This window comes from Sulfitobacter sp. 1A12056 (assembly GCF_043558125.1).
Lineage (GTDB): Bacteria > Pseudomonadota > Alphaproteobacteria > Rhodobacterales > Rhodobacteraceae > Sulfitobacter > Sulfitobacter faviae.
In genome coordinates this window covers 184,505-196,937 of the sequence record NZ_JBIFFY010000004.1, presented here as the reverse complement: position 1 = coordinate 196,937, position 12,433 = coordinate 184,505, and the positions used below count along the sequence as shown (strand labels likewise).

Annotated in this window: 11 protein-coding genes and 1 tRNA gene; 7 read left to right on the top strand and 5 right to left on the bottom strand. The window is 64.9% G+C overall.

Going from position 1 to position 12,433, the window contains the following annotated elements:
- Positions 1 to 33: 33 nt before the first annotated feature.
- The 5 genes from ACGYLD_RS10675 to ACGYLD_RS10655 all read left to right on the top strand — a co-directional run bounded on the left by ACGYLD_RS10675 (position 34) and on the right by ACGYLD_RS10655 (position 2,972).
- A tRNA-Gln gene (locus tag ACGYLD_RS10675) sits at positions 34 to 108 on the top strand.
- 114 nt (positions 109 to 222) lie between these two features.
- On the top strand, positions 223 to 594 hold the full coding sequence (locus tag ACGYLD_RS10670; RefSeq protein WP_168612332.1) for a polyketide synthase: 372 nt from the start codon (positions 223 to 225) through the stop codon (positions 592 to 594).
- Between the two features lie 43 nt (positions 595 to 637).
- Complete coding sequence (locus tag ACGYLD_RS10665; RefSeq protein WP_271692204.1) at positions 638 to 1,129, top strand: copper chaperone PCu(A)C; 492 nt, start codon at positions 638 to 640, stop codon at positions 1,127 to 1,129.
- A gap of 18 nt (positions 1,130 to 1,147) precedes the next feature.
- The gene (locus ACGYLD_RS10660; RefSeq protein WP_271692205.1) at positions 1,148 to 1,522 is read left to right on the top strand and encodes a hypothetical protein; all 375 of its coding nucleotides are present in this window, start codon (positions 1,148 to 1,150) and stop codon (positions 1,520 to 1,522) included.
- Between the two features lie 40 nt (positions 1,523 to 1,562).
- Positions 1,563 to 2,972 carry a PepSY domain-containing protein gene (locus ACGYLD_RS10655; protein ID WP_271692206.1) on the top strand — a complete coding sequence of 470 codons (1,410 nt, stop codon included), beginning with the start codon at positions 1,563 to 1,565 and terminating at the stop codon, positions 2,970 to 2,972.
- 43 nt (positions 2,973 to 3,015) lie between these two features.
- Here the strand turns inward: ACGYLD_RS10655 and ACGYLD_RS10650 are convergent, their stop codons facing one another.
- The 5 genes from ACGYLD_RS10650 to ACGYLD_RS10630 all read right to left on the bottom strand — a co-directional run bounded on the left by ACGYLD_RS10650 (position 3,016) and on the right by ACGYLD_RS10630 (position 8,318).
- Positions 3,016 to 3,930, bottom strand: coding sequence for a D-amino acid aminotransferase (locus ACGYLD_RS10650; protein ID WP_394402510.1), 915 nt, complete (start codon positions 3,928 to 3,930; stop codon positions 3,016 to 3,018).
- A gap of 288 nt (positions 3,931 to 4,218) precedes the next feature.
- Positions 4,219 to 5,025, bottom strand: a complete 807-nt coding sequence (locus tag ACGYLD_RS10645; RefSeq protein ID WP_271692208.1) for an ABC transporter permease — start codon at positions 5,023 to 5,025, stop codon at positions 4,219 to 4,221.
- Positions 5,018 to 5,785, bottom strand: coding sequence for an ABC transporter ATP-binding protein (locus tag ACGYLD_RS10640; RefSeq protein ID WP_271692209.1), 768 nt, complete (start codon positions 5,783 to 5,785; stop codon positions 5,018 to 5,020). The genes ACGYLD_RS10645 and ACGYLD_RS10640 overlap by 8 nt, the downstream gene beginning before the upstream one ends.
- Positions 5,786 to 5,866: 81 nt before the next feature.
- Positions 5,867 to 7,126, bottom strand: a complete 1,260-nt coding sequence (locus tag ACGYLD_RS10635) for a cation:proton antiporter (RefSeq protein ID WP_394402508.1) — start codon at positions 7,124 to 7,126, stop codon at positions 5,867 to 5,869.
- 172 nt (positions 7,127 to 7,298) lie between these two features.
- Positions 7,299 to 8,318 (bottom strand): ABC transporter substrate-binding protein, encoded by a 1,020-nt coding sequence (locus ACGYLD_RS10630; protein ID WP_394402506.1) that lies wholly within the window; start codon positions 8,316 to 8,318, stop codon positions 7,299 to 7,301.
- Between the two features lie 123 nt (positions 8,319 to 8,441).
- Between ACGYLD_RS10630 and ACGYLD_RS10625 the strand changes: the two genes are divergently transcribed.
- Together ACGYLD_RS10625 and rpe are read left to right on the top strand one after the other, a co-directional pair.
- A complete protein-coding gene (locus ACGYLD_RS10625; RefSeq protein WP_394402504.1) occupies positions 8,442 to 11,648 on the top strand; it encodes a 4Fe-4S double cluster binding domain-containing protein in 3,207 nt (1,068 codons plus the stop codon).
- A gap of 65 nt (positions 11,649 to 11,713) precedes the next feature.
- Positions 11,714 to 12,403, top strand: a complete 690-nt coding sequence (gene rpe, locus ACGYLD_RS10620; protein ID WP_271692213.1) for a ribulose-phosphate 3-epimerase — start codon at positions 11,714 to 11,716, stop codon at positions 12,401 to 12,403.
- Positions 12,404 to 12,433 lie beyond the last annotated feature (30 nt).

Sequence of the window (12,433 nt, the reverse complement as noted above, 5' to 3'; positions counted from 1 at the left end):
CCGGGCCAGAGAACTTTAGTTAGCGCCCTGTGTTGGGATGTAGCCAAGTGGTAAGGCAACTGTTTTTGGTACAGTGTACCGTAGGTTCGAATCCTACCATCCCAGCCAACACTCTCCCCCGATAGCCCCCCCCCCCCACACACACAGCGCCCGGCCTACGACATCGCGTCGCAGATCAAAGCGCCCTATAGCCTTGCCGCGACAGCCGGGGTATCAGGGCGTATGTCCGCCGTTTCGCGCATATCCTCGCTTCGGGTCAGCCTGACCCTCTTGCTGCTGCTGGCCCTTGCCAGCTTGCCTTTCGCCCATCGGGCGACCGCGCAGGTGCAGCAGGATCCGGCGTTCATCGCCTTTATCCAAGCGGGCGGCACGTTGAGCGATCTTTGCGACGGGCCGGTCGAAGGGCAGAACCATGCGGCTTTGGATTGCGAAGCCTGCCGCATCGTCAATGCGCTGATCTTGCCCAGCCCGGCGGATGTCTTGCTGCCGCGCGCGGCGCCGCACTTTGCCACGCCCCGCCTGACCCGCGCCTTGGGCGCACCACGCAGCCCCGCCGGGGCGCCACCGCCTGTCCGGGGGCCTCCCTTCGTCTGAGCCACCTCCTTTTTTTGCACATCTCAGACAATGGAACATGACAATGAAATCTTTCTATACCGCAGCTTTGGCTGCCCTCCTCGCCCTGCCCGCCGCCGCGCATGAGTACACCGCAGGCGCTTTGACCGTCGATCACCCGATGGCTTATGAGACCCCGAAAACCGCCCGCGTGGGCGGCGGCTATCTGACGATCACCAATGGCGGCGACACTGCCGACCGTCTTGTCAGCATCAGCGCTGAGGGCTTTGACGAAGTCTCTCTCCATGAGACGACCACCGATGACATGGGCGTCGCGCGCATGTCGCATGTGGACTTCATCGACCTGCCCGCGGGCGAAACCGTCACCCTCAAGCCCGGGGGGCTGCATGTGATGTTCATGGGTCTCGACGGTGACCCTTTTGAGGAAGGCGAGAAAATCCCCGCCACCCTGACCTTTGAAAAGGCCGGGACCTTGGATGTGACGTTCAATGTCGAAAGCCGCCGCGGGCATGACGCGGGCGGCATGGATCACTCCTCGCACGAGCATAAACACTAAGCCCCAGCCCATCGCAGGATGCGCCGCAAGGCGTTGACCGGCCCGCTTCAACACCTCTGCCTCTGGGCGGTGGTGTTGTTGTTTGGGGCGTTCTCGGCGCTCGCGCCCGGAACCATGCCAGAGCGCCAGCAAGGCGCGCTGACCATGGTGCTGTGCACGGGCTACGGGGTGGAGACGGTGACCATCGGGCCGGATGGCGAACCGGTGCAGCCCGAGCACAAGCCCTGCGACTGGAACCAGCACTCCCTCGCGGCCCTACGCAGGGGGCTGGCGGTACAGCCCTTGGCCGTCACCTTTCACCCGGCGCCACCGCTGCCCCCTGCCCCAGCCACACAGCCCAAACCGCGCCGTGCCTCTGTCAAACGCGCAAGGGCGCCGCCACGGGTTCTCTGACCTCCAAACCACATATCAATTCAGTCAGAGGACCAAACACATGGTTTCCATCGATCCTGCAGGCGCGGCAGCCCTGCAAAACGACAACACGCAACGTGCGAACAGCTTTTACCGCGCCGCTTGGCGCTGGCATTTCTATGCCGGGGTCTATGTCATCCCCTTTTTCATCATGCTCGCCCTAACGGGGCTTGTGATGCTCTGGATCGCCTTCATCGGGGGGCGGGACGGAGAGCGGATTGCCGTCACCCCCCAAGACGCGCCCCTCGCCCTCTCCGATCAGGCCGCCGCCGCACAGGTCAGCATCGAAGGCGGCACCCTTGTGCAATATGTCGCCCCCCGCGCCGATGATCTGGCCGCGATCTTTCGGGTGGACGCGCATGACGTAGCGACCATGGTCGCCGTCGATCCCTATACCGCCGAAGTGCTCGCCAGCTTCCCACGCCGCAGCGGCTGGTACGATATGGCCGACAACATCCACGGCAGCCTGCTGCTGGGTGTCACCGGCGACCGCATGATCGAGATCGCGGCATCGCTCGGCATGGTGCTGATCGCGACGGGGCTCTACCTCTGGTGGCCACGCGGGACGGGCTGGCGCGCGGCACTGCTGCCGCGACTGGGCCGTGGGCGGGCCTTGTGGAAATCCCTGCACGGGGCAATCGGGCTTTGGGTGTCGGTCGTGCTGTTCTTCTTCCTGATCTCCGGGCTGTCGTGGGCCGGTATCTGGGGCGAGAAAATGGTGCAGGCTTGGAGCCAGTTCCCGGCGGAGAAATGGGAGGCCCCGCTGTCGGATGACATCCACGCCAGTATGAACCACGGGCCTAAGGAGGTGCCTTGGGCGTTGGAGCAGACCCCGATGCCCGCCTCGGGCAGCGATGCCGGTGTCGCAGGACTGACCGAAGGCACGCCCGCCACGCTCGACACCATTGACGCGCTGGCCCGTCAGATCGGCTTTGACGCGCGCTATCAGATGAACCTGCCGCGCGGCGAGGACGGGGTTTGGACGCTGAGCCGGGATTCGATGAACACCGATGCCGAAGACCCCACCAGCGACCGGACGGTGCATATCGACCGGCACACGGGCAAGATCCTCGCCGATGTGCGCTATGAGGATTATTCGCTGGCAGGCAAGGCGATGGCCGTGGGCATCGCGCTGCATATGGGCACCCTGGGTTGGCCGAGCGTTTTGGCCAATACGCTGTTTTGCCTGTCGGTGATCTTTCTTTGCGTCTCCGGCGTGGTGATGTGGTGGAAACGCCGCCCGGCAAATCCTGCCGGTTGGCTCTCTGCCCCGCCCGCGCCGCGCAATATGACGCTGTGGAAAGGCGCGGTTGTGGTCGGTCTGGCCGTGGCGCTGGCCTTTCCCATGGCGGGGGTCACTCTGCTGGCCGTAGGGCTGCTGGATTGGCTCCTGCTGCGCCGCGTGCCCGCGCTCAAGCGCATGGTCTCCTAAGATGCCGCCCGCCCCTTTGCGGGGGCGGGCACCCTCGCGGCGTTCAGGCCGTGTGCTGTTTGATCAGCTCTTTGTACAGCGCTTGGATGCGTTTGGTGACAGGGCGCTCGCCCGTGCCGATAGGTTTGCCGTCAATCTCGGCCACCGGGGTTTGCGCACCAAAGGTGCCGGTGAGGAAAGCCTCATCCGCGCCGTAAGCCTCGTAGAGCGAGAAGTTCTTTTCCTTCATCGGGATGCCATTCGCGTGGCAGAGGTCGATGACCTTTTGCCGCGTCACGCCGTTCATGCAGTAGTCGCCCGTGGAGGTCCAAACCTCGCCCCGGCGCACGATGAAGAAGTTACAGGCATTGGTGGTGTTCACGAAACCATGCGGGTCGAGCATCAGCGCCTCATCCGCGCCTGCCGCCTCGGCCTGAAGGCAGGCGATGATGCAGTTGAGCTTGGAATGACTGTTGAGCTTCGGGTCTTGGCTGTGCGGCAGGCCCCGGACCTGCGGGACGGAGGCGAGCCGGATGCCCTTGGATTGCAGCCGGTCGACGGGTTTGGAATGCTCCATGATAATCACCAGCGTCGGCCCGGTGGTGCTGAGCGAGGGGTGCTGGAAGGGTTTGTCCTTGATCCCGCGGGTCAGCATCAGGCGGCAGTGCACGTCATCATGCATGTCGTTCGCCTCTGCCGTGCGGCGCAGGGCGTCGGCGATGCCGGCCTTGTCCATCCCCACATCGAGCGAGATCGCTTTGCAGGAGTTGAAGAAGCGGTCCATATGCTCATCGAAGAAGGCCCATGTGCCGTTGTAGAGGCGCATGCCTTCCCAAATGCCATCGCCCAGCATGAAGCCCGCGTCATAGACCGAGACTTTGGCTGCGTCGCGGTGCACGATGTCGCCATTGACGTAGATCTTGATGTCGCGGTTGCGGGCGTCTTCGTCGGCGGCGTGGGTGGTGGTGTGTTCGGTCATGGTGGAGTCCGTTGGTGAGGGCGGTTGGCGCTATTGATACGCAAATGATGCGCTCTTACCACCCCGGCCCGGAACTGAGTGTTTGGCGCCCGGCCCTCCCCCGGTATTGACTACCACCCCAAGACCGGAATCAAGCCGCAGGCGCCGGGCCATCGCCTGCCCGCCCGGACGGGTAGGCGATTTGGTGAGGCTAGGCCCGCCCTGGCGAGGTCTTATCACGGTTGAGCCATAAAGCGGCATGAACCGCCGTTTGGATCGCCGACCCGCGGGCAGGCGCTGGCCCTTGTGTTATACCCGCCAGCTCAACACGCGCCGCTCCACCGCCGCCACAGCCGCAGACACCGCCACCCCCAGTAGCGACAAGATCACCACGCCCGCAAACAGCCGCTCCAAGTCATAAAGACTCCCCGCCTGCAGGATATACGCCCCAATCCCATATTCCGCGCCCAGCATCTCTGCCGCCACCAGCAGGATAATCGCGATCGTCAGCGAAATCCGCAGTCCCGAAAGGATCCCCGGCATCGCACCGGGCACCACGATCTTGGACACGATCGACCACCAGCCAAGCCCGAAACTCTGTCCCATGCGGATCAGCACCCGGTCCACATTGTCCACCGCCGCATAGGTCGCCACCACCGTGGGCGTGAAGGTGCCAAAGGCGATCAGCGCGTATTTGCTGGCCTCATCAATGCCGAACCAGATGACGAAAAGCGGCAACAGCGCGATCTTGGGGATCGGAAAAATCGCGGCCACCAGCGGCACCAACCCGGCGCGGACCAAAGAGAACAACCCGATCAACACGCCAATGCCGATGCCCAATGAGGCACCGATCAGCGCGCCCACCGCCAAACGGGTCAGCGAGGGGCTGAGGTGTTTGAACAGCATCCCCGACTGGTAAAGCTCTTGAAAGGTCAGCAAGACATCGCTGGGCCGCGGCAGGGTCAGGGGGGAGATGAAACCGCTGCGCGTGCCCCATTCCGCCAGCAGGATCAGCACCACGAAAACCGCAAGCCCCACGCCGCGCCGCGTGCCGGGCTGGAAGCCACCGCCGCGAAAAGTGACCTCGCGGGCATTCACATCCGTCATTTCAGCCATCGATCAACTCCGCATCCGCCGCCGCGGCCTCATCACGCATCAAGCCCCAAAGGTGCTGCTGCTGCGCCTCCAAACCCGGGTCGCCGTGGCGCCGCTCGGCCAGTGGCATGTCCAACTCCACCACCTCACGCAGCTCACCCGGACGGCGCGACAGGACGACGATCTTATGCCCCAGCCGCACGGCCTCGGCGAGGTTGTGGGTCACATAGACCGCCGTGAAAGGCTGCCGCGTCCAGAGCGCTACAAGGTCATCCATCAGCAATTCGCGGGTCTGGCTATCAAGCGCGCTCAGCGGCTCATCCATCAGCATCACGGCGGGGTTCACCGCCAGCGCCCGGGCAATCGCCACCCGCTGCTTCATCCCGCCCGACAACTGCTTGGGCAGCGCATCGGCGAAATCGGTCAACTTGGTCCGCGCCAAGACATCGGCGATGATTGCCTCGCGCTGCGCCTTGCCCAGCCCATGCCCCTCCAGCACCAGCGCCACATTGCCGCGCACGCTGCGCCAAGGCAGCAGGGCGAAGTCCTGAAAAATATAGGTCAGCGGGTTCAGACAGCCCTCGGGCGCATCGCCCATTTGCAACACCCGGCCTTCGCTGGGGCGCTCCAACCCGCCCAGCATCCGCAGCAGAGTGGATTTGCCACAGCCCGACGGGCCAACGATGCAGACGATCTGGCCAGAAGGAATGTCGAGCGTGATGTCACGCAGCACTTGGGTATCGCCATAGTAATGGCTGACGGAGGAAAGCTTGAGGTCCATGCCGCCCTTTTTCAGCAAAAACGCACCGCGCGCAATGTGCGATCCGCAAGAGGGCGCGACCGCCCTGCCCCGCGGGGTCGGCTAAGAGGACGGCTCCCCCTTGCCGCGCAGCCCGTCCACCGCGATCCCGGCGGTGAAGCCATGCACCAAGGTCGACAGAAGGATGGCAAAACCCACCATCGCCCACAGCGGCTCCTCGTCCAGAAACTCGACCTTCCCCGCCGCATAGGCAAGGTAATAGATCGACCCGATCCCCCGTATCCCATAGAGCGCGATAACCCAGCGGGGGCGCGTCTCAAGCGGCGTGCCCATAAGCGACAGCCACCCCGCCAAGGGGCGCACGACAAAGATCAGCGCCAGCACGATCACCGCGCCTGCAAGGGTCAGATCGCTCAGCAATGCAGGCAGCACCGCGCCGATCGCCACCAGCAAAAGCGCCGTCAGCGCGTGTTCGACAGCGGCGGTGAAGTCATGCAAACGGCGGTGGAATGCGTGATCCGCCTCGACCCGCCGGATCACCAGACCGGCCATCGCCACGGCGATAAAGCCATAGCCCTCGGCCAATTCGGTGGTGCCATAGCACAACAGCACCCCCGCCAAGGCCACCACGCCTGAGGAGGTTTCGGCCAGCACCGCATTGCGCGGCACCGCGAAGAGAACCTGCCCCAAGGCCCAGCCCCCCGCAGCCCCCATGACGGCCCCCACGGCGATGCGCCAGAAAACGTCACGCGCCAGCCATTCCACGCCCCAAGACGCCGGGGCCAACCCCTCGGCGGCGACCAGAATGCCGAGGTAGACGAAAGGAAAGGCCAAGCCGTCATTGAGTGCCGCCTCGGTGGTCAGGGCGAAACGCACCGGATGCTCGCCACCCTCATGCGGCGGGCCGACCTGCACATCGGCGGCCAATACCGGATCGGTGGGGGCCATCACCGCGCCCAACAGGATCGCGCCCGCAGCGGTCATCCCCGCAAAGGCCCAGCCCATCAGCGCGACCGACAGGATCGTCAACGGCATGGTCAGCGCCAGCAACCGCGCCGTCGGCCCCCAGCGGGACCAATCCGAAAGCCGGTCAATCCTTAGCCCCGTCGCGAAAAGCGCGACGATGACGCAAAGCTCCGAGACGACCTCCCATGGGAAGGGCATCGCGCGGGGGTCGGGGAATGTCGGCATGCCGGGGACAAGGGCGAAAACTGCCATGCCGAGCAGGATCAACAACCCCGAGGCCGCAGGCTCACGACGGCTGAAAAAGCGGGGCAGCCAATGGGCAAGGATGACCACCGCCCCCACGGCCCCCAATGCGAAATGATAGCCGTTCAGGGCGAAAAAACTGCCGTCGCTCACTGCCGATTCCCGTTTTCTGCTCAGGGCTTGGCCCCGTCTCAGCATCATAGGTATCGTGGCGCGGCGGCATTGCCAGTCATGCGTTGCCGAAATCCCCTCGCAGGCCCGAAAGCAAAAGGCGCGCCCGTGGGGAGCGCGCCTTGAGCAGTGTAGCCTTCAAAAGGTCGGGCGTTTAGCTGCCCGCGGTCTCGACATAAGAGGTGTCGATCAGCGTCTCCAAAGTGATGTCGGCATCGACCAACCCCTCGGACTGGAACCACTCCAACTGATCGCGGACCGAGGCGACGTTCAGCTTGGCCCCTTCGTTCAGGCGCATGGTGCCATTGATGATCGAAGGCGCGGCCTTGTCGCGCGGGCGGTCGGTGTAGACATATTTATGGATCAGATCGACCATCTCATCCACGCCCCCATCGCCGCTTTCCTTGGCGATCATCGCCGCGTTGTAATCGGCGACACCTTTGGAATAACCGGCAAGGAAATTCTTGGTCATCTCCTGCTCATCCGTGGCGTTTTTGGTCGAGGTGAAGACCGTGGTCACCTGATAATCCGGCAGATAGGTCGCCACATCGCCGATGATATGCACGGCACCCGACCCGGCCAGCGGCTTGGCGATATGCGGCACGATCGACCATGCGTCGATCTGGCCCGACTTCAGCGCGCCGATCACCGCGCCGACCTTTTGCAGCGGCTTGAACTTGAGGTCGATCCCCTCAGCCGCGGCCATTTTGGAGCCCATGTAGTGAAAGGACGACCCCGCCTGCGTCATGCCAAAGCTCTTGCCGTCCAACATGCCCGGCGCGGTGATGCCCGCCTGATAGGCCGCGTCGGAGACGAGGAATTTCTGCCCGTCGATGCCCTGCTCTTCTTGCAGGCCGCCGCCGATCACCTTGACCGCGCCCTTTTGCGCCAGCGACACCAGCCCGCCGGAAATCGCGGTGATCGCATAGTCCACATCGCCGCTGGCAATCGCCACGGCCATTGGCTGCGCGGCCTCGAAAAAGCGCAGTTCGACATCCAGACCGGCCTCTTTGAAATAGTCCCGTTCAAAGCCGACGAAGCTGCCCGCATGGCTGGTGAAACGCAGCGCGCCCAGGGTGATCTTGCGGTTCTGCGCCAGTGCCGGTGCCGCCAGCCCCACAGCCGTTGCGGCGCCCAAAGTTGCGATGGCCTGACGGCGGGTGAACAGGGTCATGGTCTTACTCCTCCAATTTTGCCGCAGCATGGTCGGCGGCTGCGCAAAAAGTCAAGCGAGAGCAGTGTTTACCGATACAACCAAGGCTAGCATATCATCCCAAAGCGTGGCATCGATTTGTCCATGAAGCTCTTTTCATCCAAGACCCGCCCCATGCATCTCGGCCCCTTCCCGCTGGAACGGCTGCGCCGGTTACAGGCACCGCATGACCGGCTGCCCAAGACGCCCGAGCCGGAACTGCGGTTCGAGCGACCCGAGGCACCGCAGAGCATCTGCAACGCCATGGCGCCCTTTCAGGCCATGATGGACGTGCTGCGCGACGGGCCGGTCAACAGGGCGGGCGCGGTGATCCCCGACAGTCCGCAGGAGCGGGCCAACCATCTGAAATCCTTTGGCTATTACAACGATGCCTCGATGATGGGCGTCTGCGCCCTGCCGCGCGAGGCGCTGCTGCCCCACCCGCGCCGCAGCCAAGGCACCGCCCAATTGGCCGAAGGACTGCGCAGCCGACAGACCAAGACGCTGGCCGCGGGCGTCGATGTCATCATGGCCAACCTGCGCGACGCCGTAGATGCGCCAGAAACCCCGATCGACGGCCATAGTCATGCGCTGGTAATCCTCACCGCCTACCCCCGCGACCCGCGCGAGGGCGAGCCGGGCAGCGATTGGATCATGGGCGCGCAAGCCGAGCGCGCCTGCCTGCGCGGCACCGAGAACGCCACCGTGCTTGCCGAATACATCCGGCAGTTGGGCTTCGCGGCCAAGGTGCATTCGGCCACCACCTCCGACGTGAGCCTCGGGCAACTGGCCGTGGCGGCGGGGTTGGCGGTGATGGAGGACGGCAGCCTGCAAGCGCCATGGATCGGCCCGCGCTTCGGCCTTGCGGTGGTGACGACCGACATGGCCCTCGCGCCCGACATGCCGCTCGCGCCGCTGGCCGAACAGCCGTGGTCGGTGCTGAAGGGGCCGCATTGGCAGTTGGGCACCCACGGCGGCGTCAGCGCCCGCGACGTGGATCCTTACGCCCGGCGCGATTATGCCATGGGACCGCATCCTTTTGAGACGTTGAATAGGGTCGAGGAGCCCACGACCTATATCGACGCCGCCAACGTCCCCCGCGTGCCGAAACGCGGTGACCTTTTCGCGCGTGGCCAGTTCGGCGACATGGGGCCGAAGGTGCAGAACGCCATGAAGGGCGGGCATCACGTGATCAAATCCGCCCCCTCCGCCGCGCAACGCCGCCTGCTGGGCGCGCTGATCCTGTTGCAGGACGGGCCGGTGAACGAAGACGCCCCTGAGGTCGAGGATACCGCCCGCAATGCCGCGAACCTCAAGGCGGCGAGCTATTTCCTCGGCGCGGACGCGGCGGGCTTGTCGGCCTGCCCAGACTGGACATGGTACAGCCATGACGCCACCGGCACCCCCATCACCCCGCCGCATAATCAGGCGCTGAGCCTCATCATCGATCAGGGCTTCGACACGATGGAGGGGTCTTCGGGCGATGACTGGATCGCCGTGTCGCAATCCATGCGCGCCTACCTGCGGTTCTCGATGCTGGGCGGCGTGCTGGCGCAGCACCTGCGCAACCTCGGCCATTCGGCAAAGGCGCATACGGTGATGGACGGCGACGTGCTGCAACCGCCGCTGTTGCTGCTGGCGGGCTTGGGCGAGGTCAGCCGCATCGGTGAGGTGATCCTGAACCCCTTCCTCGGCCCGCGTCTGAAATCTGGCGTGGTCACCACCACCCTGCCTGTCGCCCACGACAAGCCCATCGACTTCGGGCTGCAGAAATTCTGCGAGGCCTGCAACAAATGCGCCCGCGAATGCCCCTCCGGCGCGATCACCGCCGGGCCGAAGAAGATGTTCAACGGCTACGAGATTTGGAAATCCGACAGTCAGAAATGTGCCACCTACCGGATCACCAACCAAGGCGGCGCCATGTGCGGGCGCTGCATGAAGACCTGCCCGTGGAACCTCGAAGGGCTCTTCGCCGAGGCGCCCTTCCGCTGGGCCGCCTCGAACATTCCCGCCGCGGCACCGCTCTTGGCCAAGCTCGACGACAAGGTCGGCAAAGGCCGGCTGAACCCGGTGAAGAAATGGTGGTGGGACATCGAGCGCAAGCCCTCGGGCCAGTTCGATACCCCCGCGCAACCCGTGAACGCGCGCGACCTGCAACCGGAGTTGGACCTTAGGTTTGAAGACCAGACCCTCGCCGTCTACCCCGCCCCGCTGGCCCCGCACCCCTGGCCCTATCCCGACCCGATGAACCGCGAGGCCGGGATCAAGGCCCATGCCGCCCTGATCAGCGCCGATGAACACCGCCGCAAGACGGCGGCGGGCGAGACCGATCACCTGCATCTCTACAAAGTCGGCAGCGATACCCCGGTGCTTGACCTGCGGATCACCGCGGTGGAGGAGCTAAACGCCACCACACGACTTTACGACATCGCCCACCCCGAGGGGCATGACCTGCCCGCATGGACCGCAGGCGCGCATCTCGATCTGGTGGTGGCCCCGGAATACCTGCGCCCCTATTCGCTTTTGGGCGACCCCGAGGACCGCAGCCGTTACCGCATCGCCGTGCTGCGCGAGGAAGCAGGCCGCGGCGGTTCGGCCCTGCTGCACCGGGTGTTCTCCAAAGGGCGGCGCATCTTCGTCGGCAAGCCGGTGAACCATTTCAAACTTATCGAGGACGCCCCCCACAGCCTGCTGATGGGTGGCGGCATCGGCATCACGCCGATGATCGCCTTCGCGCATCGTCTGCATGCGCTCGGGCGGCCTTTCGATCTGCACTACTCTGCCTCGACCCGCGAAGCCGCGGCCTTTGCCAAGGAACTGGCCGCGATGCCATGGGCCGACCGGGTGCATCTGCATATCTCCGCCGAGGGCACCCGCGCCGACCTGCCCGCGATCATGTCCCGCGCGCCCGAAGGCACCCATGTCTATACCTGCGGGGCCGAGCCCTTTATGCAGGCCGTACTGGGTGCCGCCGAAGACGCCGGCATCCCGGAGGACGCCCGGCATCTGGAATATTTCTCGACCCCCGAGGTGCCGGATTACGAAAACCACCCCTTCACGCTAAAGCTCACCTCGGGCCGCGAGATCGAGGTGGGGGCCGAGGAAACCGCCGCCGAGGCGCTTATCGCGGCGGGGGTGCCGGTGGACCTGAAATGCTCCGACGGCATCTGCGGGGTCTGCAAATGCGGGTTGCGCGGCGGCGAGGTGGAGCACCGCGACTTCGTGCTTTCCGCCAAGCAGCGTGAGGGGGCGATCATCCTCTGCCAGTCCCGTGCAACACAGCCCGGCGGGGTGCTGGAGCTCGACCTCTAGCCCTCTTTCCCCGGGGGCGGTCAGCCGTTATGAGGGGCCAACCCTCGTAACAAAGGCTTGCCCCCATGACTTTCGACCGTTCGATCAAGATCGCCCCCTCCATCCTCGCCGCCGATTTCGCCAATTTCGGCGCCGAATGCGAAGCCATCGAAGCCCAAGGCGCCGACTGGGTGCATGTGGATGTGATGGACGGGCATTTCGTGCCCAACATCACCTTCGGCCCCGCCACCTGCGCGGCGATCCGGCCCCATATCAAGGGCGTGATGGACGTGCATCTGATGATCGCCCCGGTCGATCCCTATATCGAAGCCTTCGCCAAGGCGGGCGCCGATTTCATCACCGCCCATGTGGAGGCCACGCCCCATATCCACCGCACCCTGCAAGCGATCCGCGGCGCGGGTGCCAAGGCGGGCGTGGCGCTGAACCCCGGCACGCCGGCAAGCGCCGTGGCCGAGATCCTCGACATGGTCGATCTGGTCTGCGTGATGACCGTGAACCCCGGTTTCGGCGGGCAGAAATTCATCGACATGACCGCCAAGATCCGCGAGTTGCGCACGATGATCGGCGACCGGCCCGTACATATCGAGATCGACGGCGGCGTCGATCCCAAGACCGCGCCGCTGGTGGCGCAGGCCGGGGCCGATGTGCTGGTGGCGGGTTCCGCCGTCTTCAAGGGCGGCTCGGTCAGCGATCCGGCACCCTACGGCGAGAACATCCGCGCGATCCGCGCCGCTGCCGAAGGCACCTACGTCTGATAGAGATGCGGGGCGCTTCTGCGCCCCGCC